The sequence below is a fragment of the Virgibacillus ainsalahensis genome, from assembly GCF_055380755.1.
On the sequence record NZ_AP043943.1, the window covers coordinates 667,532 to 693,360 of the forward strand.

Consider the following 25,829-nt stretch of genomic DNA (forward strand, 5'->3'; position numbering starts at 1 on the left):
TCCCTTAATTAATATTTTGGTATAAATCAGTTTTATTTTCTGGAATAGCTTTTTTATCTTTGTTGAGTGTGAATATTGATGTAATCACAAATAGAACGACAATAGTGCCGAGAATATAGAATGTGGTTTCATAGGTGGTCAAGTCATATAAATACCCAACTATTGATGAGAAGAAGATAACTCCAATTTCACTTGATACCTTAAATCCAACCAAATAAACAGTTGCAGACATTCTAGCATCGAAATTCATTGAAATATATTTAAATACCCCAATTAACAGGATTGGAAGCTCCACAGCATGTAGTAACTTCATAAAAGATATTCCAATTGCACTGGATACAGCAGCAGAGCCAACAATACGAAAAGCCATCACACTACCTGCTAGCACTAATGATTGCTTCACACCGATTTTATTAACAATAAACGGTGCGAGGAATAAGAAAAGGGCTTCTACAAACACCTGGAAGGAGTTCAAATATCCATATATCTGATTTCCTGTTGCTTCATCAGCAAATTGGTCAACAAAGTATACAGGAAATAATTGTTGGTCATATACAGTATAGATACAAACAGTGCCAAATAAATAGATTAATAGAAACCAGAACACTTTACTTTTAAAGATGAAGGCTATATCTTTCTTTGAAATATTACTTGTATCTTTTTCTTCCTGATCTGATATATCTACTTTGAAGAAAAAATTCAAAATAAAAAAGAGAACACCCGCAGCAGAAGCCAACCAAAAGTTAATATGTGGATTGATGCTTAGTAGTGTCCCGGCGCCAAATGCAGCAACAGCATAACCCAGAGAACCCCACATTCTCGATTTTCCAAATTCAAAATTATATTTACGGCTGATTTTTTCGGTATAGGATTCAAGAAATCCAGCACCTGCAACAAAACCTGCACCTAAATAAATAGAACCTAATATTGCACCAAGATAAAAGTTAGAAACTAGCAAGGGCTCATATACATAAATCAGAAAAGGACCAATGAAAATCAGGACAATACTTTGAAACCATATTAAATGCTTTTTCGTTCCTAATTTATCCTGTATAACCCCATAAAATAACATGAATAGCAATGCACTAAATGAATTGAAAGAGTAAACGGTTCCAACTTGAGCACCGCTTAACCCTAGTGTGTTATTTAGCCAAATCGCATAAAAGGACCACCAAATTGACCAGGTGATAAAGAATAGGAATAAATAGCCTGAAGAAAACCAATACTTACTGTTGGTGAAAGTTTGCATGTTTTTCCCTCCATTTTTGTTTAATTTTTTTGTGATTTAGGATATAATAGTAAAAAAAGTTAATCGTTTACGTAATCGATTACGTGATAGTTTAAACGATTTCAATATAACTGTCAACGACCAAAACACTAAAAATGATTGAAATATTTGAAGACAGTTGTGTGTCATACTATTCTAGAAGTCAGATTGAAAAAATAAATATTATGGAGGACGAAATAATGAGTGAAGCAAATGTATGCTGTGTTGGGGAATTATTAATCGATATGTTCTGTACCGATGTAGGTGTTGCGTTAAAGGATGGAGAAAATTTTAAGAGAATGGCAGGGGGAGCGCCTGCAAATGTAGCCGCAGCAATAGCTAAATTGGGGGAGAAATCTTCCATGGTGGGAAAAGTCGGAAATGATGCGTTTGGGACATTTTTGATCGAAACTCTCAACCAATATAATGTAGAGACATCCTTCGTGTTAAAAGATGAAAACCTGTCGACAACAATGGCCTTTGTATCCCTGGAAGCAGATGGCGAACGCGATTTCCAATTTAATCGAGGCGCTGATAAAAACCTACAGTTGGATGAACTACCGGTTGATAGACTTCTGGATTCCTCTGTGCTTCATTTTGGCTCAGCAACAGCACTCCTGGATGGTGCATTGAAGGAAACGTATTTTGAATTAATGCGTCAGGCAAAGGACAAGAAAAAATTTGTTTCCTTTGACCCAAATTACCGGGGAGATTTGTGGAAAGGGAATGAACGGGGATTTATTGAACGTTCAAAGCAGGCACTTTTCTATGCTGATTTTGTGAAAGTAAGTGCAGAGGAATTAGAAATTATCACACAGGAGCAGGATATACATAAGGGCGTTGACACACTTCACCAGCTCGGAGCGGATATCGTTGCCGTTACGCTGGGAAAAGAAGGCTCTGTGATATCTAATGGTAAGAAGGAGAAGCTTGTCCCAAGTAAACCGGTGAAATCCATTGATTCGACTGGTGCGGGCGATGCCTTTATCGGTGCAGTGCTTTATCAATTTTCCAAAAGATTAAAAGAAAACAGTGCTGATGTCCATGCCGATTTCGATTTTCTACAGGAGGTTGTGTATTTCGCAAATATCGTCGGAGCACAAGTCTGCACAAAAGTTGGCTCACTAACAGCATTGCCAGCATTAGATGAAGTTTAGGGGGACGCAGGGACAGGTTCATTGTCCCAACAGGGTGCAGTTTGAATTGAGGGTTTTTGACTGATCAAACTCATTTCTTGATAGAATAGATTCTTTTTAGCAGTTAAGAAAGCATAAAACTATCTTACTACATAAGCTCAGGCTACGGCTTTCCCATCATAAAAGCTAGTCGAACAGGCCAAGTTTTCTAAAATCCGGTAAAGGGATTGTCTGCCATTTAGCTGTTTGGTTATTCTATTACCTGCCGTTCTTACGCTTTTAATCCGTCGGGAACATCTTAGCTTATTGTTTCTGTACTGGGACGAGGTACCTGTCCCTCCGTCCCCCTTGACTTATTTGTCGAAACATTGTAAATTATATACAATTACATAAGCGGACTTCTTATCAAGAGAGGTGGAGGGAATGGCCCTTTGATACCTCGGCAACAGGCTATTTACAAGTACTGTGCCAATTCCATCAGACAAATGTCTGAAAGATAAGAAGAGGAATCTGAATTATTTAAGCCCTCTTCTTATTATTTGGAAGTGGGCTTTTCTCTATTACTTGTTTAACCTTGGAAGATTTCAAGCTTAAATCCTAGTATTATTATCTTATTATTCAACATAAAAGGAGTGGGGACAACATGACAGAATATGGTGTTTGGATTATCATTCTTGCAATTGGCTATACGTTTGCACTGATTATTGCTGGTCAATTTGCCAAACGTCGCTTGACGAAAAAAGACAGCTATTTTGTTGGCAATCGAAATTTTAATAAATGGATTGTTGCCTTTTGTATAACTGGATTATTTTCTGGTTCTACCTATATTTCTATTCTTGAGCTTTCCTATCTGAGCGGCATCTCAGCAGTTTGGTATGGGGTGGCAGAAATGGTGCAAATTTTCATCATTGCTTTTTTAATTATCCGTTCATTTCGGAAAAAAATGCTTGTCACTGTTTCCGGTATGATTGGTGATAAATATGGACGTACGGCTAAGGGTGTTTCTGGTGCCATTACCGCCTTTGCGTTTCCGATGTGGTCTGTAGCAACTGCAATTGCATTCGCTTCGGCCATTCATGTGTTCACCGGGATTTCCCTGCCGCTTTCCGTGGCTTTTACCGCCATCCTGCTTTTCGTTTATCTGCAGGCTGGCGGCATGTGGTCCATCGCTTTTACGCAAACAATGAATATGGTTTTGTTTGGAATCATGATTATCATTGGGGCGATCGCCTTTTTCCTCAATCCGGGCATCGACGGCCTGCGTACACTTGCCATCGACAGACCGGAAATGTTTGACTTTGGCAGTGTTGGACTGCAAGTGATTGTCGTATGGTTCGGGACATTTCTGGTGAATGTTATCCTTGCCCAGGCTGCTTTCCAGATGGCACTTTCTTCACGCTCGCCGGAAGAAGGACAAAAAGGATTGATCATGGCAGGGTTTATGGCAGTCCCATTCATTGTCGGCGGTGTTTTATTTGGAATTGCCGCAAGCATCGTTGTGCCTGATGCCCAAACGGGACTTATTGCGATTCCTCAATATCTAATGGAAGTACTGCCCGCACCGCTTGTAGGTCTGTTTTTCCTTGGTGTATGGGCATGTGCGCTCGGGTGGGGAGGCCCATGCCAATTTTCCGGGGCAACAAGTCTTGGAAGAGATGTGGGAAGTTCGTTGAAACCGGCTGCAACAGAAAATCAGCTGATTAAATATACGAAAATTTCATTGCTGCTTTTAACGGTATTAATGATTGTGTTTGGATTAATGCGTACAGAGCAATCCGCCTGGTGGAATGTACTTGCCTGGACCATTCGAAACAGCGCAACATTCGCGCCGGTCGTAGCAGCACTCTTTTGGCCTGTTGTTACGAAACGCGCAGTTGTCACCGCATTATTTATGGGATTTGCGAGTGGTCTGCTATGGTATTACCTCGGTGACTGGCATCCAAATGAATTCTATTTGAACATTCACCCTGTCTGGGTTGGCAGTTCCATCAATATCCTGAGTATCACACTGGTGACACTCATGGACAAAAAAGCCGATTGGATTTTTCAAAAAGCAAACCGTTTAGCTTATATTAGCGTAACCGGTGGTATTTTGTTCACGTTATTAAATGTGCTTTATTTTGCTCCACTTTATCAAAATGGTTTATTCGGTCTATTTATGTTTGCGGCAATCCTGTGCTTTTTCATTGCAGCCATCCGCTTTTTCCGCCCGAAACTAGAACAACAGCAAATCCTATCCGAAGCATCTAATTTGTAATCCGATGCGAATAAAGGGGCGGTATTCCTGCTCCTAAATTGCATCTGTTTTGGAAAAAAGGGGGGACAGAGGGACAGGTTCATTGTCCCGGCGGGTTGCAGATTAAATTGAATCTGAGGTTTTTGATTGGTCAAATTCATTTCTTGATAGAATAGATTCTCTTTTCTTCCATTTTTTCCGGTAAAGGGATTGGCTGCCATTTAGCTGATTGGTTAACCGAATCCTTCTACTCTTCCGCTTTTAATCTCTCAGGAACATCTTAACTTATCGTTTCTCTACTGGGACGAGGTACCTGTCCCTCCGTCCCACCAAACCAAATCATTCCACACTCCCTGCACGCTTTCCCTCATCCAAATGCCTTAACGTCCGCCAGATCGTAAATGCAGCATAGCCAAGCAGCAGCACACCAGGAATAATCATAAATAAAATACTCCCATTGGCAGACTGGGCAAAATTAATGACATAACCCAGATAGGGGACGGTGAATCCAGTATAGAGCCCGACAACATTTTCTGCTACAACGGGGGATGAATCGACTGCATTATTATTGTCACCCTTGGTCGTATAAACAACACCATCATTTGTGGAAGCTACCTCGGTAATTCGGTGGGTGATTAAATTATTCTCTTCTCCAACAAATGTAATGACATCATTCGCCTGAAAGTTTGATTTCTCACCGTCGGCAACAGATTTCACAGCGATGACGGAACCTGTTTGAATACCTGGTTCCATGGACCCCGATAGGACAGATTTCAATTGATATCCGAATACTTCCGGCTGTCCACCGGAAATATTGGTGGAGATAACTAATGCGGCTACACTAATAAATAAAATGAACAGCATGCTTGAAAGTGCCCGGTTTGCCCACTTCGCTAAATTTTTTCTCAACATGCTTCACCTTCCTGTGATGGCTTATTGCTTTCAGCTTGACTGCTGTCCTCTTCTGTATTTTCCTCACTGGATGCTTGCGGGCAAGTCTTTTCCACATTGCCGCTCTGTGTTTCTTTGTCACTTTGTTCGTTCACTATTTCATTATCCCATACACCAATTGTCACCTTGGGATTCGTTTGAATTTGTTCACTAAAGGAGGCATCGGTATCGGTTGTTACATACCCAGCTGAAAATAGGAGGAGATACACGATTAGTATCCCTTTTAAAACAATGAAAAATGATTGATTTGAATGTATACGCCAGTGTCTCATATGACTTTCCACCCCTAATTTGCCATCATTCTATGTGAAAATAGATGGATCACGGGGAGAGAGCCCCCGTAATCCATCATGATCTATTCGGCATCTGTATTTCCGCTCTGTTGGACTGCTTCAAATTCCCAATTGAGTTGTAACTCATCTGTCTGAAAATGATTTTGGTTTTCTCCATTATCGATAAATGTCAAGTGGGCCGTGAAGTGTTTTTCCATGTCTCCGGACGGAATTTCTTCCCCGATTTGCTCCGAATTCCCACTTAATTCGGCCAGTGTTTTTTCAAATACGAGTGTCTGATTTCCGTCCTGATGAGAAAATAGCTCCACCAATATGTGATTGCCCAAGTCGTCATCATTATTTGGCCCGCCCTGATCAACCACTTCATAGGTAGTATTCAGGGTAATTTCTTTCATGTCCACATTTCCGTCATTGGTAAGTGTGAACTCCGATTCCTGTGTATCTCCCGGAATAAGTCCTTCCATTTGAAAAATCGTTTCTTTATTCAATCCAAGATCCAGAGAACCTGTGGTAATTGAATTATCAGTAGAGGCGGTATCTGCAAAATAGGCGCTTGTCCCACCGGTAATCAGGCTTATCCCAAATGCAGCCAGGGCGACGCTCATGATTAGTTTCTTTCTTATACTCATTTCAGTCCTCCTTGAAGATCATAGCCATGATGCCATTTCATTATAGGAAAAAGTTTATGCTAAGTTGCTCAATTATCTGCCTTCGAAGGACCAGTTAAGCTTTAGCTTGTCCCCCTGGAATTGGTTTTGGTTTTCCTCATTATCGACAAACTCAAATTGGACATACATGGTATCCGTACTCTCTGTCGCCAGGCCGGCTGGTTCATTTTCAAATCCAAGCACATTTTTAGCTACTGCATCTGGATCCATATTTTGCAAATCATACAAGGATGTCGAATAAATGATATCATTATATCTGTCGCCTTCTGTTTTATCGGCATTTTCAAGGAAATTGACTTGAATATGTCTGCCTAAATCATCGGTATTGTCACCTTCTGCATCGATGACTTCATAACTTGTATTGATAAGAACCTCCGAAATGTCAAGGGAGCCATTATTTTCTAAATAAAATGTCCGAAACTCATAATCGCCCGGTCTTAAATTTTCCATATTAATAATGACTTCCGGGTCCACAGCAAGATCGAGCGTACCTGCCGCAAATGTGTTATCCGTCTCAGCCGTATCGCTGAAATAAGCATAAGTACCACCACTAATTAAAGACATTCCCAAGGCCGCGGTCGCCAAGCCCATGCCCAGTTTTTTCTTTATACCCATTGTACAAGCACTCCTGTCTTATTTATTTTTTTAAAAAAACATTATTTTCTTACTGCATAAGCGCGGGTTTTAGCTTTTACCACGGAGGCATGGGACTGCTATTACTCGTCCCATCGAAAAGACTTGGCAAAAGCTATTTTTCGAAAAAAATCACTGCATGCATGTCGATTACACGATTGGTATGCCGTTACGCTGGAATGCCGCTGCTTCCAAATCCGACATTCCCTGTACCTCTGCAAAAGCAGAAAGGTTGTCCTCCACTTTCGGTGCGTAGTTTTTCGGTGGTGCTGCATGCCCCATCATCCGGCCACGGCCGCGGTTCCTGCGTGCAAACGGCCCCCATATCGCAAAGGTAATCCCGGGTGTTTGGATATTTACGAATAATGTTTGTCCATCCGGAGAAAAGGTTGGTCCTGCCAGTTCCGAATCATTCAGCACATTTTCCGCAAAAACATAGGTATCTCCCTCTGGAGTTAATCCGATAATGCGGTCAGATCCCCCTCCATCCTCCACAATCCATAAATCGCCCCAAGGCGTAACGGTAATGTTATCTGGAGCTTCCAGATCATTGGCGGAAGTTGATTCATAGAAAAGTTCCAACGTATTTGTAGAAGGGATGTAACGGTAAATACGCCCCAAATCTTTACTTCCTGCATCCGTATCAGAAAACCAGAAGACACCTTCAACAAAATGACAGCCTTCCAATCTGCTAAATTGAATGCAACCCTTCTGGCTGGCTTCCATGCTCGGTTTTTCCGGGTCGACATCTTTCCAGATAACTCCATATTTTCTACCAGTATGATAATTACTCATTTCATTTTGCGGCAGTTCTTCAATTGCAGCAGCCTGCAGTGTTCCACCTTTTTGCAAGGAACCAATCGTCTGGCTGCGGTCTACCGGGAGAAAACGGTAAAGATAACTTGGTGAAGCATCTTCCGTCATATATACAATTCCTGTTGCAGGGTCCACGTCAACTGCCTCATGTGAGAAGAGCCCCATTTCACGGATTGGAGTTTTGGAAAGATTATTTTCCGGATCAAGCGGATCTACTTCAAACACATAGCCATGTCCTTCCACAAGTGTTTCCTCACAGGTGATCCATGTACCCCAAGGTGTTCCTCCGCCAGCGCAGTTCCGGTATGTACCAGCAGATGTAACAAATTCACGCTGTAATTTGCGGTCAGGTCCCACAATTAGTCCAGTCGTTCCACCAATATTATCCTTATGGTACGGGTTTTTCCCAATTACCGGATAATCGTGTTCCGTCGATAATTCATGATTACGTACGAGAATTGTAGAATTATTCTTCCCTGGGAAGGCAGCCATTCCATCATGCATTGCTGGGATCGGTCGTCCATCTGAAAGTGTTCCACCCTCTTCAGATAGAATCCGATACTGGAAACCTCTTGGCAAGTTCAGTACACCACCCGGATCCTTTGCCAACGGTCCATACCCGCCAAATGATCCCTTTGACCTGCCTGGTGCTGCCAATGCCTTGTTTCCGGTCAGGGAAAGAATTCCTGATGTACTCAGTGCGACAGCCGCTGTACTCATTCCACTCATCTTTAAAAACTTCCGTCTGTTCATGTTCGATTCGCCACTCATTGAAAAGACTCCTCCTTGAAATTCGGATACCCTTCGTTGGATGGGCTCTATGAATTAGGTTAACAATACAGTATTAATAAACTATGTAGTTAGTATAAATTTCTTGTTAAATGTATATATTCCGACAATATTAAATAGTTTTCCATGTTAAACTGATGCTGAAGAAAGGATTTAAGATACAGAAGGGAAGGGATAGGATGTTATCAAGTATCGGTATACCGGGATTAATTTTAATTTTGATTATCGCCTTAGTCATATTTGGACCGAAGAAACTTCCGGAAATTGGAAAGGCAACCGGTCAAACATTAAGAGAGTTCAAGAACTCCGCCAGCGAATTGGCCAAGGATGAAGAAGAACAGGAGCAGGAGAAAGAAGATAAGAAACAGGTTGCTGAATAATTGGCGGGATTTTGTTTCTGAGCGCGGGACTTCTGGGTGTGAGTGCAGAACCTCGGGACACGAGCGCAGGACTCCAGGGGACAAACGAAGAACTACCGGGTCTGAGCGCAGGATGATGGCCGGTGAGCGCAGAACATTCTGGTCTGAACGCCGGATCCCAGGGCACGAACGCAGGACCCCAGGGCACGAACGCCGGACTTTCGGGTGTGACCGCAGAACCCCGGGTTGTAAGCACCAAACCCCGGACCTCGAACACCAAATTTGGTATGCAAAAGAAGGAAGCAAGACTCGCTTGCTTCCTTCTTTTCATAAACATGAAAAAATTTAGTAAATCTGTCCAATGTCACAGTGACTTTGATATAATAGATGCAGTGTAATAAGGCTTTCATGGGTGGTGGCTCACTCCCTTTTCATTTTCTAGAAAAGAAGGGGGTGAGGCAATATGACAGTATTTGAATCACTTGTTCTAATGATTACTTTTGGAACATTAATAGTTGCAATACTGTCAAACTTAGAAAACTTGGGTTTTCGCCAAGCACTTGTGGCGAAAGGCCCTAGCTGCACTTATGCAGAAAGGAAGGTTTATGCTTTCTTAACTGCCAAAAAAAGTAACCACCCTATGAGCCTAGCAAGCATTTAGGGTGATTACTTTTTACCGTATAATGTGAGCTGCCCCCCTTGAAGGGCTATTACACTCGGCCGTTTGGTGTTAGCCGCACCATTCGGTCTTTTTAGTATATGATTTTCTATTTATAGTATACCTCATTTTAGAAAAACATAAAAGAGCTTCCTTTCGTATCCTTCATACTGCATAAGTGCGGGCTTTGGCAATTCGCCTAAAAGCTTGGGCGTTTAGCCAAATTTCTAATATCGTCTATCTACTTAATCACCGCACAAAGAATGTAAAACCCATTGAAAATAATAGTTTTTAAAACGAAGTATAAAAATTCAAGCTTTCAGCCCACACGACGTGGGTCACTTCGACATTGCTACGGATGTAACTTTTTAGTCGAACTTACTATTGTCTTCGGGTGTTCAAGGATTCTTGAGCTTTTGTTCCAATTTTTTCAAATTCAATTTCAAAATATCTTTACCATTTACAGGCTTACTGATATAGTAACCCTGAAATTTGTGAACCCCTAAGCGTTCCCAGACTTCAAACTGCTCCTGTGTTTCAATTCCTTCAATGATAACCTCTTTGTCCTGTGTCATAGCCATTTCAATAATGTGTTCAACAGTCTTTTCATTTATTGATTCAACATGCAGGGAATTTACAAATTGCTTGTCCATTTTTATAAAATCGAAAGGTAAACCGATAAAGTCCATAAATGAGAAGTACCCGCTTCCGAAGTCATCGATTCCTACCCGATAGCCCCTGAATTGTAGCTCATGAATAATATATTTAACCTGAGGACGATGATAGATTTCCTTGCTTTCAGTAATCTCGAATTGGATTTGGTTATTGTTCATTTTGTATTGATGTTCAAACATATCAATTTTAGGTAACAAATCTGATAGAAGCAACTGATCAATAGAAAGATTGATAGAATATACCAACTTGGACCTGTGTTTTTTCATATGTTCACATACTTCGCAGATTAGATATTCCAGTAGTTCATCACCAAATCCATAATACTCCATTTGGGGAATGAAAATGGCTGGTTCGATATATCCTTTTTTCGGGTGATGCCAACGTAGTAATGCTTCCACATCACTAACTTTCTGGTCAAAACTGCGAATAATCGGCTGGTATTCTACCGTCAGTTGCTTTTCCATCAGCGCCAGTTCCAGTTCATCCCTGGTAAGAGATGTGGTGAAGTCATTTGTAGCTTTCTGATCATACTGGTAATCTTTTTTTTCGTTAAATGCTTCTGCTTCGGCAACAAATTTGGCAGTTATCGTGCCATATCCATCTAAATTATATGTATCGAAGAAATGTAAATCATTTAACATTTTATAGAAAAAATTTCTCCCGAAAAATTTCGCATTAAAATAGACAAGCATCATTTCATAATGGGAGAGCTGTGCCCGAATCAGGTCAATATAAGTTCTCTTTTGATTTTTTGATAATGCTTCCCGGTTGTCATAAATCCACGCAAAAAGCTGAAACAAATTTTTATAATATAGGTGGAAGTTATTAGCGTGCATCGCATCAAGTTTTTCCATCGATGTTTTAAGCCGTTGCTCTTCTGGTCCTTCCTCCTTCAAATAGATATTCATTAAATCAATATAAGCTTTTTTAAAAAAGCCCCGTCCATTATATTCTTTTCCATTAGAAATTTCGTATTCCAGCCCATCGACCATGTTATTATATAACGCAAATAGTTGAAAAAAAGTGCCCTCAATATGATGTCTAATAGAATCTTCTTTTTGCAGGTTCAATTGCTCTTTTTGGCTCAAAAATGCCCATAGCGCAAAAAGTGCTGTTACTAACGTTAAGAATGGGGTAGTCATCCCGGCAAAAAAATCACCAAATGAACCAAAATTATTATCAAAACTGAAATCAGTAAGTCTTGAGTAAATGAGTCGAATCATAACATACATGATGAAACAGCTAACTGCCACAATTATTAAGGAAGGCATGATGTAATACCATGAAATCTTTTTTCTGTTACCTTTATTTGCCATCTGCATTCTCCTTTACTGATATCATATCATTTTATGTGAGATATACATATCATCAATCGTGAGCGCTGACTCCCCGGGTGTGAGCACCGAGCTTCAAGCTATGAGCGCCGTACCACGTGCTATAAGCGCCGAACCCCATGCCGCGACCGCAGGACTACTGGGCACGGAGGCAGAACATGGGAGTCTGAACGCAGAACTTCCAGGTGAGAGCGCAGGACTACATGCTATAAACGCCGAACCCCATGTCGCGACCACAGGACTACTGGGCACGAAGGCAGAACATGGGAGTCTGAACGCAGAACTTCCAAGTATAAGCGCCGAACCCCATGCCATGATCGCTGGACCCCAGGCCACAAACGCAGAACTTCCTGGTGTGAACGCGAGCACTATCTCAATTCACTCCAGGATTTAAGACTGTTAACAAAAATACCAGACTTGCCAGCAATTGTTCAATAATGCGATGGAATAGTGTGTTGATCGTGGATGATTCAGCTGTACAAAGGGAATCTATGTTTTCTATAATTGAATGAGGGGAAGGGACACTATTAGAGGAAAGGATAATTTAGATGACATTTCCAGTATTAGAAAACAAAGTAGCAATTATAACAGGAGCAGCAATGGGAATGGGAAAAGCGACGGCAAAACTCTTTGCTGATGCGAAGGCAAAAGTGGTCGTAGCTGATTTGAGTGAAGAAAAAGGGAAAGAAACAGTAGCTGAAATTGAAGCTGATGGTGGAACCGCCCATTTTGTACAGGTTGACATATCCAAGTCAGACCAGGTGCAAAACATGATCAAAGAAACAGTAGAAAAATATGGACGTCTCGATGTGGCTGTCAACAACGCTGCGCTAACGCCAGATGACAAACCTGCATCAGAATTTAATGAAGATTATTGGGATAAATTAATGGCTATTGACCTTAAAGGAACAGCTTTATGCATGAAATACGAATTACAACAAATGATTGAGCAAGGTGATGGTGGATCTATTGTTAATATTTCTTCCGTAAGCGGGTTCCGCCCTCAACCAAATAATATCGCATACGTTGCCGCCAAACATGGTGTTGTAGGAATGACGAAGGTCGCTGCAATGGAAAATGGCGACAAAAACATTCGTGTGAACACAGTGGCTCCGGGTGCTATTGACACACCGATGCTTCGCGGAGCTTTGGAACAATTTGGCTATACAGCAGAAGAGTACGCACCACAGCTTAGTCTCCTAAACCGATTTGGACAAGCAGAAGAAATTGCCGAAGCCAGCCTTTGGTTAGCTTCCGATCAAGCATCATATATAACAGGAACTACCATACATGCGGATGCAGGTTATACAAGTAGATAAGATGGGGTGCAGGGGGGATCTCCTGCGTTCCTCTTTATTTATAAAAAAACTGGCAGTGCCAAAATACTGCCAGGTTATTATATCCTCTTATAAATCAGCTATTTCATCGTACGTAAACTCTACCTCCACAATTCCTGCGGAGAACGGTGCCACAGCATACGGCTGAAAGTGAAAAATAACTTTATCTTTAGTCAACTCAAAATCAGAAAAATTTTCAGCTTTAGGTTCTGTTGCCCTTTTGGCATTTTCTGCATAGGAATCATTCGGATCCACGACTCCATCTGCAACCAGTTTGTCATAGGTTATTTCCGATAATGCATCTAGTTTCTTTAAATCCTCGTCGAGTATATCTTCCAGTTCAATGATACGGTTATTTTGTAAGTCATAGTTTAATGGACGAGTAAAAGGATTTCCATGAACTCCACCTTCAAATGTAAATTCAGAAAATACAATGGATACAAATCTATCTGTTGCAAACGGTTCTTCAAAATCTATGTTAAAGACATATTGAGATTCTATATCTGACCAGCGACTATTTTTCTCTATCTTTTCATTATATTCCTCCATAATTAGATCACCAATCAATGCATCCAGTGACTTATGGGAGAATACTGGGTAAGAAACTTTAATATTATGCAAATCGCCCGTATCTTGCTCACTGACTGTTTCATATTCGATTGGCTTCTCTTGCAATTTTATCGTACCGCTTGCGGATGAGTCTTGTTCGTTTTCATCAGTGGTAACTTCACTAACTGCTTCCTCACTCTTTCCCTCTTCATTTTCCGGCTGATTTCCATAACTCTTACCCAACTCGTAATTCAGTTCGGAAGTAGCTACATTTCTCGCTTCATAAACTTCACCAAATTTAAGAATGATGAACGTTTCTCCATCCACTTCCACTTCTTCCACGAATTCTGCTGTCACAGATTCACCGTTTTTATAATCATTAAAGTCATCCGAAGTCAGATTTAATGGCTCTTCATCTGGGCTGGTATATTCTTCTCCATTAAACTTCCAGTTACCATCTACTTTTTCATACTGCAATTCAGAGGTTCCCGGGAACATTGGATATCCATTACCCAATGTTATATAACTGACAGTAAAACTGTCTTCCGTCTGTTCCAAAACTTCAAAGCGGATATTTACTTGATTTTCATCCAGCTTTCCGCTTAAATGTGTATCATAAAAATAAGCATATATGTACCTGAAAACCATATCTTCCATTTCTTCTTCCGTTACCAAATCAGAAAAACGCTCACTGACGATACCATATGCTTTCTCATAGCCTTCCGGGTCGTTATCGGGATTTTCAGCCCATTCCGCTCCAAACCATTCATTATAGTAATCATTATGTAGATCCTTCATGACTTGATCGAGCTCCTCAAAGTTATCCAGCATAATATCTTTTACTTCTTCTGTAGACATTTCATCAAACACTGGTTCTTCTTCCGCGGCAGTCATTTCTTCTACATCTGCCTCTACAGTTGTGGAAGGTTCATCATCTTCTTCCTCTGGTTCCGATTCATTGGCTGTTTCCCCGGTATCCTCCGACTCCTCATTCACTTCCTCTTTTACTTCTTCTTCATCTAACGCAACTGTCTCAGCCTGCCCGCATGCAGCAAGCAGAAACATTCCTATTAATACAATCAGTCCCCAATACTTTTTCATAAAAACTTTCCCCCTCATCCTGTTTCACCTATGTATTACTAAGCTCTTTTTTTGCCCGTGCTATCTATACAGGTAACCTGTCATTTTGTTCTTTCTAACTCAGGAATCAATTTTAACCTGATTTTCATCATAACCAAGGATTTTTTTGGCGGCTTCCTGGTTTTTTTCAACATTTGTCCCTAGTTCATTGATGCCGTAAAATGTTTTGATTGTTTGTCCATCCTGTTCAGAAAAAGTGGCAGCAATCAATTCTCTGTTTTCTATAAAGTGGCTCATTCGTTCCATAATGTGATCATCATTCGATCAGCCTTATGCATAAACCGAAAAATAAAAGTAGTCCAACTATAACCAACCTTTACCTCTTTAGTATAGCCTTCTTTTGATAAATCTCCTTTCCAATACGTTTTTTAAAAGTGCAATATTAAATGAGTTAAAAGACCTAAAAAAATGAATATCTCATTCAATCTAGTGATATAATACCAATTTAAATAGTAAAATTCTACCATTAATTACAAAAAGATCTATAATTCAAAAAATGACCATATAAATTTTTATGAATAAATACTGGCATAATCAGCTTTAGGGGTGTGGGAAAAGCATTGGCTTTTTACTCGTACGTAAAACTATCTACCTATTATAATGACGAGGGATGGAAAACGTTTAAAGTTAAATTTGTTTCCGCTGTTTGTATTGCTATTAATACTTGCAGCTTGTACGAATGCAGATGCAGAAAATGAAGATGAAGTTAGTGATGAAAAAGATGAAGGAAGCTGATTAGATGATAATAATTAGATTATGAAAAAACAGCCTATATTGTGGACACATTTGATAAAGGTCTGTCTATGTAAGGTACTTTTTTCATCTTTGAGATGTGAAACCGGAATGAGCTGCTGCCAACGCAGGACTACCGCCGCGAGAGCCGGACCTCAGGCCGTGAAAGCAGAACCAACCGCCCCGAGCGCAGAACCAGTCGTCGTGACCGCAGGACCGCCGGGGCTGAGCGCAGGACTTCAGGACACGAACGCAGGACCACTCGCCGTGAACGCAGCACCCCGTGCCCCGAGCGCAGAACCAAGCATCATGACCGCAGGACTCCCAATCCTAATCCTCCAATGTTTTCACAAGGCAAAAAAAGGTTATGGAAAAGTAAGATGACCTAAAGCGACACACTTTTCGATAACCAGAAAAAATCGAAGGAGGGAAGCGATCCATGAATAAAGCACTTGCCGTGTTTGTAGTACTTGCCATATTAACGATTGTGTTATTTGTGGGGATTGAAGTAATGTTTGAGGGACATAGTGAAGAATCAGCAACCTTGGCAAATGAATGGGAGTCTGTTGCTGTGATGTACGGTATTCATCTCTGATCATTGGGCTCCTTTTAAACAGGTTAACAGGGAAGTGTAAAAAGGACTGATGTGAGGCTTGTCCATTTGGGCGAGCTTCATTTTTATTGAGGCTCGTTTCGTAAGTTCTAATCCTCACCGTTGATAGAAAATAAGACGTAATCTTATCATGACTTTCTACTATTTTTTCTATGGCGAATGGGACCGGATGCTGTGAAAATATTGGCGTTCCACTTGCTCTCCTTTTTTAAATACATTTCATATAAATTAACTTAACTAACTATGTTATGATAATTATATAATAATATAATGGAGGAACTCTTATGCAGCGCGGTACATTTCAATTCATGAAATCAGTTAATAAATCAATTATCCTTAATAAAATCAGAACTTCTGAGCCGATCTCCAGAGCCCAAATTGCAAAAGAAACAAAGCTGACCCCTCCGACTGTCAGCAGTATTGTGAAGGAGTTGCTGGAACAGGGGATAGTGAGAGAAAGTTACCTTGGTGTGTCCAAAGGTGGCCGCAAACCGACGATGCTTCTTATTAATAGTGAAGCATTCTATGTGATTGGAGTGGATGCAGGGCCGGAAACGGTTGATTGTATTCTTGCTGATTTGTCCGGGAAAATTATTGATCGTACGTCAAGCGGTGTTCATACACCGATAACCAATGATGAATTTATCACCATACTGAAACAAAATGTACAAAAACTCATGCAGGCATGGCAAAGCAGTCAGGAAAAAATTATCGGGATTGGTGTTGCCATGCATGGGGTGGTAGACGTAGAAACTGGAACGTCCCTTGTTGCACCAAATTTGAATTTAAAGGATATTCCAATAAAAGCAGAACTGGAGAAGGCATTTGCTGTGACCGTAAATGTCGAAAACGATGCTCGTGCGATGGCACTGGGGGAATCCTGGTTTGGTGGACATGGGAATGTAGAAAGTATGGTTGCTGTCAATATTGGACGAGGTGTCGGATCTGGGGTTGTTATTCATGGAAAGCTATATCATGGTGAACAGGATATAGCAGGAGAGATAGGGCATATGACCATCGATATGAATGGTGCCATCTGTGCGTGTGGAAACCCGGGATGTTTGCAGACCTTTGCCACTGGCCCGGCAATTGCGGAACGAACCAGAGAAAAGGGGGAAGAATTTTCTGATCCAGAGCTTACAGGAGAAAAAGTTCATAAACTTGCCGTAAAAGGTAATGAAACATGTGTTGAGATACTGGAGGAGACGGGAAAGATCATTGGTATAGGGCTGACAAATTTAATTCATCTCATCAATCCTGGAAAGATTGTATTGGGTGGTGGTGTGATGAAAGGGGAGAAGTTCATTTTACCTTCTATTAAACAAACAGTCGCTGAGCGGGCGCTTACCATAGATGCAAAACAAACAGAGATCACCGTAACGAAACTTGAAGATGATGCAACAATTATGGGAGCAGTATCCCTGCTTTTGGTAGAATTATTTGATCCAGTAAAATAGCTGACCCCGATAGACGGATGCAGCTATTTTATTAGGAACGGATATTCTCGTTTATTTCCCAGGAAAACCATCATTTCCCGGGAAATATCGACAATGCTCTACATAAGTTAATTTTCAATACCAAACGAGAAAACAGTCTGTTTCCGGTAGTTTTCTCCTGGTTTCAACAACACACTTGGTAAACCTTCGTGATGCAAGGAGGCCGGTGAACTTTGCGTTTCGAAACAGACACCAAGATGTTTTTTAGAAAGTCCATTGGTTAATTCCATACCTTCATCAAGGTTATTCGAAGTATACATGACCATTCCAGGCTGGTCTGTATGGATGGTTAATTTTCTTCCTGATTCAGGCTCATGGACAACAACATCGCATGCTTGCTTGTTATTAAAGATAAAATAATGATCATAGCCATTTCCGACAACTTTATTTTGTTCCGTTTGCTCATTTAGTCCATCTCTCAGCATCCGTCCTTGGCGAAAATCAAAAGGTGATTCTGCAACATGAGCAAGGCGCCCAGTTGGAATCAACTCATGATCCAGACCAACAAACTGTTCGCTGTTTATCATTACATGATGATTATGAATCGTGTGCTTTAAATCCCCGCTTAAATTAAAATATGAATGATTGGTCAGGGTGAGGGGAGTTGTCTGATCACTGCTGGCAGCATAATCAAGCAAAAGCTGATTCTCATCATTTAATGTATAGGTAACGCTAACATCTACATTGCCAGGATAGCCACCTTCACCATCCAAACTTTTATGAGAGAGCTTCAAACTAATCTTGTCTTCTAATTGAAATGTTTCGGCATCCCAGATAACCTGGTGGAAACCATTATTTCCTCCATGGAGATGATGTTTGCCATCATTTGATTCGAGGGGGTAAGTTGTCCCTCTCATTTCAAACGCCGCATCCTGAATCCTGCCAGCTACCCGGCCAATTAATGCACCGAGGTAGTTCGCGTTATTTTCATAGTCTGCATAATCTTTATACCCGAGAACAACATTTTCCATATGCTCGTGTCGATCTGGTGCGATAATTTTTGTGATGATTCCACCATAGTTCAGTATACTTACCTGCATGCCATGGTTGTTTCTCAGCGTGTATTCTTTCCATTTTCCTAAGATATCAGTTGTGTTAATATGCATTTCTTATGTCACCTACTTATTTAATGTATGAGTAAATTGCTCTAATGTATCGTTTTCTTAAATACCCATTGCACGTTCCAAAGAAATAGAATTAGTGAATACATGCCCCGCTATGGCTTGCGTGTTCACCAATCAGATTAATGCGGCCATCTTTCGCCACAAGGACTTGGAGAGAATCTAAGTTTTCTAATTTATAGGTATTGCAAAACAAGTACAAGTTAGATATTATGATATTAATTAAGTTAATTAATTAAGTTGAGTTTACTATTGTTTTTTATAATGCGCAAGGGGAGGGAGTCTTTTAAAAACGAAAATGTATGCGTTTTAATTCTAGAATAACTAAACGTGGAGGTAAATCTATTGCTTAATAAAGATTATAAATCGTTGTCAATCTTAGAAAAAAATCGCCTGAAGGAACGTTCTTACTTCATGTCATATAAGGATACCGCTGCTGCTTTAAGCGATGAGCGTGGAAATTCTAATGGATTTTTATTATTAAATGGAAAATGGAAATTTAACTATGCAGAATCACCTGAAGCCGCTCCGGAAGATTTCTATCATAATGATTATGACGTAAGTGATTGGGATGAATTACAGGTTCCGTCAAATTGGCAAATGAATGATTATGGAAAACCGCATTATACAAATGTTCAATATCCGTTTCCTGTGGATCCGCCGCATATTCCTTCTGCAAATCCAACAGGGTCATATCGCCGAGATTTTTATGTAGCAAAAGAAACAATGGATGAAACCATGATTTTACGTTTTGAAGGCGTAGACAGTGCTTTCCATTTGTGGATAAATGGCGATCTCGCTGGTTATAGCACGGGTAGCAGATTAGCTTCTGAGTTTGATGTTACCTCCCATTTACAAGAAGGAAAGAATACAATCGCTGTAAGGGTTTATCAATGGTCTGTTGGAAGTTATTTAGAAGATCAGGATATGTGGTGGTTAAGTGGGATATTCAGGGATGTTTACTTAGTAGCAAAGCCACACATTCATGTAAACGATTTCTTCATAAAAACTGTACTGGACGAAAATTATGAACATGCTGTATTAGATGTGGAGACAATTATTCAATCAAAGGCTAATACGAAGGGGTATAACCTGGAATTTCAGTTGCTGGATAATAACTATCAGGTAGTTGAAAAGAAGGAAAAAGCGTTAACGTTAAGTGGAACAGGCGAAAATGAACGGACCATGCGTATGCCTGTAAGTTCTCCACATAAATGGACAGCGGAAACGCCATACCTCTATCATTTGCTCATTACGCTAAAGGATGAAAATGGTGAAATAATCGAAGTAATCCCATCAAAAGTGGGATTCAGACAGGTAGAATTGAAAGATGGGCTGATTCAGGTGAATGGTGTCCCAATCATGTTTAAAGGGGTTAATCGCCATGAACACCATCCAGATTTAGGCAGAGCTGTGCCAATCGATTGGATGGAGAAAGATATTCAATTAATGAAACAGCATAATATCAATGCGGTACGGACAGCACACTATCCGGATGATCCTAGGTTTTATGACCTTTGTGATGAATATGGATTATATGTGATAGATGAAACAGACATCGAATGTCACGGATTTACACTTATTGATAAGCCGCATCAATTGAGCAGTGATCCGGAATGGGAGGCTGCATATGTTGATCGTATGAAGCGAATGGTAGAACGGGATAAAAACCACCCATCTGTCATTATATGGTCTTTGGGGAATGAATCAGGCTTTGGTCCGAATCATAAAGAAATGGCAAATTGGACAAAACAATACGATCCAACAAGATTAATCCATTATGAAGGAGAGACACGCTTCATCATGGAGAAAACAAATAACAATCCAGATGAATTAAATGCCGCAGCAGACATGTTCTCTACAATGTATACACCTGTTGAAATCATGGATCAGTTAGGTGCCAGAACGGATTTAAACCAGCCGCATATTATGTGTGAATTTGCTCATGCAATGGGGAACGGTCCTGGCGGCTTCAAGGAATACTTCGAAACATTTTATAAACATAAACGGTTGCAAGGTGGTTTTGTTTGGGAGTGGATGGATCATGGAATTCGTCAAATGACACCAGAGGGTGAAGAATACTTTGCATATGGGGGCGATTTTGGTGAAATTCCGCATGATTCCAATTTTGTTATCGATGGAATGGTCATGCCTGACCGCAAACCTTCCCCTGCGTTAATCGAGTATAAGAAGGTAATTGAACCGGTGAAAATGGAAGCAGAAACCCTGGAAGATGGAATGGTTCGTATTTCTAATCAATATGATTTCCGTGATTTAAATCATTTATCAAGTTCCTGGTCACTGGTCGCAGATGGTAAAGTTATCGATTCCGGTTCCCTGGAAATTTCAACGATTAAAGCTGGTGAAACGAAAGAGGTAAAAATACCTTACAAGCTTCCAGCCATACTGAAAGCGAAAACAGATTATTGGCTAACGATTCAGTTTCACGAGAAAGAAGAAAAGAACGGGGCGAAAACTGGGCATGAAGTTGCCTGGGAACAATTCCAGATTCCGGTGCGCCAACAAGTAATCTCAACTGCCCCCAGCTTCATTCAAAACGGACCTTTATCTGTGGACAGTGTTGAAACTAGTAATCTAATAAAAGTAACTGGTGATGATTTCAAAATTAATTTCAATAAAACGCATGGTGTGATAGATTCATGGCATGTCGGTGGAAATGATATGTTGGAAAAAGGCCCTTCCCTGAACTTTTGGCGGGCAACAACAGATAATGACCAGTTAGGTTCCGATGAGTTCGGGTCAACCGTAGAGGAAGACAATTGGAGATCCAATGGGATTCACATGATGCAACAGCGGATAAACAATATAAATTATGAATTTTCAACTGAAAATGAATCACTTACCATTACAGTCAGTGCGAAGGTAGCACCTCCCGGATTTAGCTGGGGCTTTGATGTGTTGTATACGTATAACATTTCAAATGATGGTACTGTTAATATGAGAGTATCCGGTAAGCAAACAGGTGATGTTTCCGGGACTTTACCACGAATTGGATTACAAATGAATCTGGCTAAAGGCTATGATCAGGTCGACTGGTATGGCCGTGGTCCAGGCGAGTCCTATGCTGATAGCAAATTAGCAAACCGTTTTGGTGTATGGTCTAAAACAGTGAAAGAGCTATTTACACCATATGTGGTACCACAGGAAAACGGAAACCGTACAGACGTGAAGTGGGCCTCGTTGACAGATGAAAGTGGTGTTGGACTATTTATATCGGGTGACGATTTTAATTTTAGTGCCCATCCTTATACAACAGAAAACCTTCAACATGCCCGTCATACGACTGATTTGGTGGAAGAGGATTTTATTGTGTTAAATCTAGACCATCACCAACAGGGGTTAGGTTCAGCAAGCTGTGGGCCAGGTGTGCTGGAGAAGTATCAATTAAGCAATGATGATTTTGACTTTTCAATGCGTTTGAAGGGCTATTCGAAAAATGAAATTTCCCCAGTTGCATTAAATAAACGTTTAGAAGACAAATAGTTTTGTAATATAGGAGTTCTCCGTTGTTGTTTGCGGCAACGGAGACAACTCTACTTTAATCCGTTATTGACAAAGTAGTTTGAAAAGTTTACTATAATAATTAATTAAATTAATTAAGTTATCATATAGTAATTCATAAGCGATTTAACCAATTATGAAAGCGCATTAATTTGTAGAGATTAGTTCATCGTATTTTTGATAGAGGAGGGAGAAAATGAGAAATATATTTATGGTGACAGCATGCTTTACTGCTATTTTATTTATCGTCGGGTGTTCAACTGGCTCGAATGAAAGCTCTGGACAGGAACCAGAGGAGTTTACAGTGTGGGCCTGGGACCCTAATTATAACCTCAAAGCATTGGAAATCGCCGAGGAATCCTATCAAACCGATCATCCTGATTTTAAGCTGAATACCATTGAAAATGCCCAGGATGATATTGTTCAAAAGTTAAATACGAGTTTAAGTTCTGGTGCCAACAAAGGACTTCCGAATATCGTTTTAATAGAAGATTATCGTGCACAGTCATTTCTTGAAGCGTACCCTGATGCCTTTTACGATTTAACTGAATTTTTTGAAGCAGATGATTTCCTGTCCTATAAAATTAAAGCAACAAGTAAGGATGGGAAAAATTATGCTATTCCATTTGATACTGGTTCGGCAGGATTATATGTAAGAACGGATTATCTGGAAGAGGCGGGGTATACCGTAGAAGACTTAGAGGACATCACTTGGACAGAATACATTGAAATTGGTAAAGACGTAAAAGCAGCGACAGGGAAAAATCTGCTTACAAATGATCATAACGATCTTGGAATCTTTCGAATGATGGTTCAATCCGGCGGTTCATGGTTTACAGAGGAAGACGGGGTTACACCGAACATCGCTGGAAATGAAGCGTTAAAAACATCGCTTCAAGTATTCAAAGAGCTAAGGGATGAAGGTTTACTAAATGTACATTCTGGTTGGAGTCAATTATTGGAAGCTGTAAATAATGGGGATGTAGTATCCCAGCCACTCGGAAACTGGTTCACTCCATCCATAACTGCGGAAGAATCACAGTCAGGCGATTGGGCAGTTGTTCCACTTCCACGTCTTCCTGGTATAGAGGGATCCGTAAATGCTTCTAATTTAGGCGGATCATCCTTTTATGTGCTTAATATTCCTGGAAAAGAACAGGCAGCAGAATTTCTGGCAGACACATTTGCTTCAGATATTGAATTATATGAGGATCTGGTTACAGAAATAGGTGCAATCGGCACATACACGCCAGCGAATGAGGCAGGCACATATGGAGATGAAGTTGAGTACTTTGGGGGCCAGGCAATATATGAGGATTTTTCTAATTGGGCTGAAGAGATTCCGGAAGTAAATTATGGTATGCACACGTACGCGATTTCAGATATGCTCGCCACTGCGCTGCAGGATTATTTGAATGGTGGAGATCTTGATACCATATTGGAAGCTACTCAAGAACAAGCGGAGAATCAGCTCAATTAGCATGTTAATAAAGGGGAAATAAAATTATCTGAAGGCTTTGATAAGCGAACGGTTTTCTATGGTTTTTAAAGAGGTTGTTCAAAAAGTCCGGTAAAAATGACACATCGAATTTCTTTGTTGGCTTATTTCTCCGCTGCTCATGTATCTTAAAGCATACATTCCGCCGCTCGAAACTACGCCGCCTCGAACTTCTCGGTCCTTTTTGATCACGCACTTAAAAGGAAGGAGTGGAATTAATTTCATGGAATCCACAAATCTAAATGTTGAAAAACCACGTAAAAAAACCAAACCATCATTCAAACCCAAAAAGCGTATGATTGGCTGGTTGTTTATACTATTAGCTGTTATTATGATTTGCTTATTTTATTTTTATCCGATGATCCAGGCATTGATTTTATCGTTCCAATCCGGACCAGGGGTCAATTTAGAATTTGTTGGACTGGGTAACTATATGCGTTTATTTACAGATCCAAATTTTCTTGCAGCATTATTTAATACAGTGATCTTCTTTCTTATTCAAGTACCTTTAATGATTATTTTTGCATTAATTTTTTCTGTAATGTTAAATAATAAAAAATTGAAGTTCAAGGGATTATTCAGAACAGCTATTTTCTTGCCTGCAGTAACATCTCTTGTTGCCTATTCTGTCATTTTTAAATATTTATTCAGTAATAATGGCACAATTAATTCGATGTTAATCGACGTTGGTGTTATTTCCGAACCTATTACATGGCTTCAAGATCCCTTTTGGGCGAAAGTAGTCATTATATTGGCGATAACTTGGAGATGGGTAGGATACAATATGATTTTTTATCTTTCTGCGCTTCAAAATGTTGATGAATCTATTTATGAAGCTGCAAAAATGGATGGTGCATCAGCATTTCAACAATTTTTTAAGATTACCATTCCGATGTTAAAACCAATTATTCTATTTACTTCCATTGTCTCTACAATAGGAACACTTCAGTTATTTGATGAACCTATGAATATTACAGAGGGCGGACCGGGAAATGCGACCTTAACCATCTCTCAATATATTTATAATCTATCATTTGAATATACTCCTGATTTTGGATACGCAGCTGCAGTTTCCTTTACGATTGTTGTAATGATTGTCATCTTTTCCATTATTCAGTTCAGATTTGCAGGTGATAAAAATGAATAAATTAAAACAAGGATTTATGTATGCGTTTTTAACTGGTGCTTCGATTATTTCAATTTTTCCTTTTTATTATATGATTGTTAGCGCTACAAATGAATCGATTGATGTAACAAGGGGAAGTTTGCTCCCTGGAACAAAATTGATCGAAAATTTTCAGAACATGTTAGATACTGTTGCAATTGGCCAGGCATTATGGAATTCAGCACTTATTGCAGTTGGGACGACTGTATTTGCATTGCTGATCGCATCTTTAGCCGGTTATGGCTTTGAGATTTTCCGAAGTAAGGGGAAAGATATCGTATTTAGCATTCTGCTCCTTTCCATGATGATTCCATTTGCATCATTAATGATACCTTTATTCCGATTTTTTGGTGGTATTTCACAAGTAGCTCCCTTCATCGGTATTGATACACTGGCAGCTGCGGCTTTACCGACAATTACCACCGCATTTTTGATTTTTTTCTTCCGGCAAAACACGAAAATGTTCCCACGTGCATTGCTTGAGGCTGGAAGAATGGACGGGCTCTCAGAATTAGGGCTTTTCTTTAAGATCTATGTACCGACAATGAAAACATCCTATGCCGCTGCAGCAATCATCACATTTATGAACAGCTGGAATAATTATCTGTGGCCACTGGTTGTTTTACAATCTCCGGAAAATCAGACGGTTCCATTATTGATTTCTAATCTTGGTTCAAGTTATACACCAGATTATGGTGTGATTATGCTGGCTATTGTTATCACTACATTGCCGACAGCACTTATTTTCTTCCTGCTGCAACGATATTTTGTTGCTGGTATGCTTGGATCTGTAAAATAAATGATGAGCAAAGCACTTCCATCAAGGAAAGTCATTTGGACA

General features: G+C 40.2%; 22 protein-coding genes and 1 riboswitch. Of the genes, 12 read left to right on the plus strand and 10 right to left on the minus strand.

The features are described from left to right. Nucleotides 1–4 precede the first annotated feature (4 nt). On the minus strand, nt 5–1,249 hold the full coding sequence (locus ACZ427_RS03095; protein ID WP_461178257.1) for an MFS transporter: 1,245 nt from the start codon (nt 1,247–1,249) through the stop codon (nt 5–7). 218 nt (nt 1,250–1,467) lie between these two features. Between ACZ427_RS03095 and ACZ427_RS03100 the strand changes: the two genes are divergently transcribed. Both ACZ427_RS03100 and ACZ427_RS03105 read left to right on the plus strand, forming a co-directional pair. Beyond that, the gene (locus ACZ427_RS03100) at nt 1,468–2,424 is read left to right on the plus strand and encodes a carbohydrate kinase family protein (RefSeq protein ID WP_461178258.1); all 957 of its coding nucleotides are present in this window, start codon (nt 1,468–1,470) and stop codon (nt 2,422–2,424) included. Nucleotides 2,425–2,802: 378 nt separating this feature from the next. After that, nucleotides 2,803–2,906, plus strand: a riboswitch (SAM riboswitch). Nucleotides 2,907–3,046: 140 nt separating this feature from the next. After that, complete coding sequence (locus ACZ427_RS03105) at nt 3,047–4,660, plus strand: sodium:solute symporter family protein (RefSeq protein WP_461178259.1); 1,614 nt, start codon at nt 3,047–3,049, stop codon at nt 4,658–4,660. 318 nt (nt 4,661–4,978) lie between these two features. On the opposite strand, the gene sipW is transcribed toward ACZ427_RS03105, so the two are convergent. The 5 genes from sipW to ACZ427_RS03130 form a co-directional block, all read right to left on the minus strand. Then, entirely contained in the window at nt 4,979–5,551 is a 573-nt protein-coding gene (sipW, locus tag ACZ427_RS03110; RefSeq protein ID WP_461178260.1) for a signal peptidase I SipW, read from the minus strand. Further along, entirely contained in the window at nt 5,545–5,862 is a 318-nt protein-coding gene (locus ACZ427_RS03115) for a hypothetical protein (protein ID WP_461178261.1), read from the minus strand. Before ACZ427_RS03115 ends, sipW begins: the two co-directional genes overlap by 7 nt. A gap of 83 nt (nt 5,863–5,945) precedes the next feature. Beyond that, the gene (locus tag ACZ427_RS03120) at nt 5,946–6,512 is read right to left on the minus strand and encodes a TasA family protein (protein WP_461178262.1); all 567 of its coding nucleotides are present in this window, start codon (nt 6,510–6,512) and stop codon (nt 5,946–5,948) included. A 72-nt stretch (nt 6,513–6,584) separates the two neighbouring features. Next, nucleotides 6,585–7,166, minus strand: coding sequence for a TasA family protein (locus ACZ427_RS03125; protein ID WP_461178263.1), 582 nt, complete (start codon nt 7,164–7,166; stop codon nt 6,585–6,587). Between the two features lie 168 nt (nt 7,167–7,334). Further along, nucleotides 7,335–8,771 carry an alkaline phosphatase PhoX gene (locus tag ACZ427_RS03130; RefSeq protein WP_461178264.1) on the minus strand — a complete coding sequence of 479 codons (1,437 nt, stop codon included), beginning with the start codon at nt 8,769–8,771 and terminating at the stop codon, nt 7,335–7,337. Nucleotides 8,772–8,968: 197 nt separating this feature from the next. Between ACZ427_RS03130 and tatA the strand changes: the two genes are divergently transcribed. After that, the gene (gene tatA / locus ACZ427_RS03135) at nt 8,969–9,169 is read left to right on the plus strand and encodes a twin-arginine translocase TatA/TatE family subunit (RefSeq protein WP_461178265.1); all 201 of its coding nucleotides are present in this window, start codon (nt 8,969–8,971) and stop codon (nt 9,167–9,169) included. A gap of 442 nt (nt 9,170–9,611) precedes the next feature. Beyond that, entirely contained in the window at nt 9,612–9,809 is a 198-nt protein-coding gene (locus tag ACZ427_RS03140) for a putative holin-like toxin (RefSeq protein ID WP_461178266.1), read from the plus strand. A 395-nt stretch (nt 9,810–10,204) separates the two neighbouring features. On the opposite strand, the gene ACZ427_RS03145 is transcribed toward ACZ427_RS03140, so the two are convergent. Continuing rightward, nucleotides 10,205–11,797: an EAL domain-containing protein gene (locus ACZ427_RS03145; RefSeq protein ID WP_461178267.1), complete on the minus strand. Its 1,593-nt coding sequence runs from the start codon at nt 11,795–11,797 to the stop codon at nt 10,205–10,207. Nucleotides 11,798–12,363: 566 nt separating this feature from the next. On the opposite strand from ACZ427_RS03145, the gene ACZ427_RS03150 reads away from it, so the two are divergent. Continuing rightward, nucleotides 12,364–13,134, plus strand: a complete 771-nt coding sequence (locus ACZ427_RS03150) for an SDR family NAD(P)-dependent oxidoreductase (protein WP_461178268.1) — start codon at nt 12,364–12,366, stop codon at nt 13,132–13,134. A gap of 87 nt (nt 13,135–13,221) precedes the next feature. Here ACZ427_RS03150 and ACZ427_RS03155 read toward each other — a convergent pair whose 3' ends face one another. Further along, entirely contained in the window at nt 13,222–14,802 is a 1,581-nt protein-coding gene (locus ACZ427_RS03155; RefSeq protein WP_461178269.1) for a DUF3298 and DUF4163 domain-containing protein, read from the minus strand. 99 nt (nt 14,803–14,901) lie between these two features. Continuing rightward, nucleotides 14,902–15,087, minus strand: a complete 186-nt coding sequence (locus ACZ427_RS03160) for a hypothetical protein (protein WP_461178270.1) — start codon at nt 15,085–15,087, stop codon at nt 14,902–14,904. 354 nt (nt 15,088–15,441) lie between these two features. Between ACZ427_RS03160 and ACZ427_RS03165 the strand changes: the two genes are divergently transcribed. The 3 genes from ACZ427_RS03165 to ACZ427_RS03175 all read left to right on the plus strand — a co-directional run bounded on the left by ACZ427_RS03165 (nt 15,442) and on the right by ACZ427_RS03175 (nt 17,643). Continuing rightward, a complete protein-coding gene (locus ACZ427_RS03165; RefSeq protein WP_461178271.1) occupies nt 15,442–15,576 on the plus strand; it encodes a hypothetical protein in 135 nt (44 codons plus the stop codon). 436 nt (nt 15,577–16,012) lie between these two features. After that, the gene (locus ACZ427_RS03170) at nt 16,013–16,168 is read left to right on the plus strand and encodes a hypothetical protein (RefSeq protein ID WP_461178272.1); all 156 of its coding nucleotides are present in this window, start codon (nt 16,013–16,015) and stop codon (nt 16,166–16,168) included. Between the two features lie 302 nt (nt 16,169–16,470). After that, nucleotides 16,471–17,643 carry an ROK family transcriptional regulator gene (locus ACZ427_RS03175; protein WP_461178273.1) on the plus strand — a complete coding sequence of 391 codons (1,173 nt, stop codon included), beginning with the start codon at nt 16,471–16,473 and terminating at the stop codon, nt 17,641–17,643. 107 nt (nt 17,644–17,750) lie between these two features. Here ACZ427_RS03175 and ACZ427_RS03180 read toward each other — a convergent pair whose 3' ends face one another. After that, complete coding sequence (locus tag ACZ427_RS03180) at nt 17,751–18,788, minus strand: aldose epimerase family protein (protein ID WP_461178274.1); 1,038 nt, start codon at nt 18,786–18,788, stop codon at nt 17,751–17,753. 360 nt (nt 18,789–19,148) lie between these two features. On the opposite strand from ACZ427_RS03180, the gene lacZ reads away from it, so the two are divergent. The 4 genes from lacZ to ACZ427_RS03200 all read left to right on the plus strand — a co-directional run bounded on the left by lacZ (nt 19,149) and on the right by ACZ427_RS03200 (nt 25,787). Then, a complete protein-coding gene (lacZ, locus tag ACZ427_RS03185; RefSeq protein ID WP_461178275.1) occupies nt 19,149–22,307 on the plus strand; it encodes a beta-galactosidase, LacZ type in 3,159 nt (1,052 codons plus the stop codon). 214 nt (nt 22,308–22,521) lie between these two features. Continuing rightward, nucleotides 22,522–23,805, plus strand: a complete 1,284-nt coding sequence (locus ACZ427_RS03190; RefSeq protein WP_461178276.1) for an ABC transporter substrate-binding protein — start codon at nt 22,522–22,524, stop codon at nt 23,803–23,805. Between the two features lie 313 nt (nt 23,806–24,118). Beyond that, a complete protein-coding gene (locus ACZ427_RS03195) occupies nt 24,119–24,970 on the plus strand; it encodes a carbohydrate ABC transporter permease (protein WP_461178362.1) in 852 nt (283 codons plus the stop codon). Further along, nucleotides 24,963–25,787: a carbohydrate ABC transporter permease gene (locus ACZ427_RS03200; protein WP_461178277.1), complete on the plus strand. Its 825-nt coding sequence runs from the start codon at nt 24,963–24,965 to the stop codon at nt 25,785–25,787. The genes ACZ427_RS03195 and ACZ427_RS03200 overlap by 8 nt, the downstream gene beginning before the upstream one ends. The last annotated feature ends 42 nt before the right edge of the window (nt 25,788–25,829 follow it).

Bases quoted from the DNA above. Each gene is read 5' to 3' on its own strand.
- ACZ427_RS03115 (WP_461178261.1), bottom strand. From the start codon at position 5,862: ATGAGACACTGGCGTATACATTCAAATCAATCATTTTTCATTGTTTTA.
- sipW (WP_461178260.1), bottom strand. From the start codon at position 5,551: ATGTTGAGAAAAAATTTAGCGAAGTGGGCAAACCGGGCACTTTCAAGC.
- ACZ427_RS03155 (WP_461178269.1), bottom strand. From the start codon at position 14,802: ATGAAAAAGTATTGGGGACTGATTGTATTAATAGGAATGTTTCTGCTT.
- ACZ427_RS03165 (WP_461178271.1), top strand. From the start codon at position 15,442: ATGACGAGGGATGGAAAACGTTTAAAGTTAAATTTGTTTCCGCTGTTT.
- ACZ427_RS03200 (WP_461178277.1), top strand. From the start codon at position 24,963: ATGAATAAATTAAAACAAGGATTTATGTATGCGTTTTTAACTGGTGCT.
- ACZ427_RS03170 (WP_461178272.1), top strand. From the start codon at position 16,013: ATGAATAAAGCACTTGCCGTGTTTGTAGTACTTGCCATATTAACGATT.
- ACZ427_RS03120 (WP_461178262.1), bottom strand. From the start codon at position 6,512: ATGAGTATAAGAAAGAAACTAATCATGAGCGTCGCCCTGGCTGCATTT.
- tatA (WP_461178265.1), top strand. From the start codon at position 8,969: ATGTTATCAAGTATCGGTATACCGGGATTAATTTTAATTTTGATTATC.
- ACZ427_RS03130 (WP_461178264.1), bottom strand. From the start codon at position 8,771: ATGAGTGGCGAATCGAACATGAACAGACGGAAGTTTTTAAAGATGAGT.
- ACZ427_RS03140 (WP_461178266.1), top strand. From the start codon at position 9,612: ATGACAGTATTTGAATCACTTGTTCTAATGATTACTTTTGGAACATTA.
- ACZ427_RS03160 (WP_461178270.1), bottom strand. From the start codon at position 15,087: ATGGAACGAATGAGCCACTTTATAGAAAACAGAGAATTGATTGCTGCC.
- ACZ427_RS03195 (WP_461178362.1), top strand. From the start codon at position 24,119: ATGATTGGCTGGTTGTTTATACTATTAGCTGTTATTATGATTTGCTTA.
- ACZ427_RS03100 (WP_461178258.1), top strand. From the start codon at position 1,468: ATGAGTGAAGCAAATGTATGCTGTGTTGGGGAATTATTAATCGATATG.
- ACZ427_RS03175 (WP_461178273.1), top strand. From the start codon at position 16,471: ATGCAGCGCGGTACATTTCAATTCATGAAATCAGTTAATAAATCAATT.
- ACZ427_RS03125 (WP_461178263.1), bottom strand. From the start codon at position 7,166: ATGGGTATAAAGAAAAAACTGGGCATGGGCTTGGCGACCGCGGCCTTG.
- ACZ427_RS03095 (WP_461178257.1), bottom strand. From the start codon at position 1,249: ATGCAAACTTTCACCAACAGTAAGTATTGGTTTTCTTCAGGCTATTTA.
- ACZ427_RS03180 (WP_461178274.1), bottom strand. From the start codon at position 18,788: ATGCATATTAACACAACTGATATCTTAGGAAAATGGAAAGAATACACG.
- ACZ427_RS03105 (WP_461178259.1), top strand. From the start codon at position 3,047: ATGACAGAATATGGTGTTTGGATTATCATTCTTGCAATTGGCTATACG.
- ACZ427_RS03190 (WP_461178276.1), top strand. From the start codon at position 22,522: ATGAGAAATATATTTATGGTGACAGCATGCTTTACTGCTATTTTATTT.
- ACZ427_RS03150 (WP_461178268.1), top strand. From the start codon at position 12,364: ATGACATTTCCAGTATTAGAAAACAAAGTAGCAATTATAACAGGAGCA.
- ACZ427_RS03145 (WP_461178267.1), bottom strand. From the start codon at position 11,797: ATGGCAAATAAAGGTAACAGAAAAAAGATTTCATGGTATTACATCATG.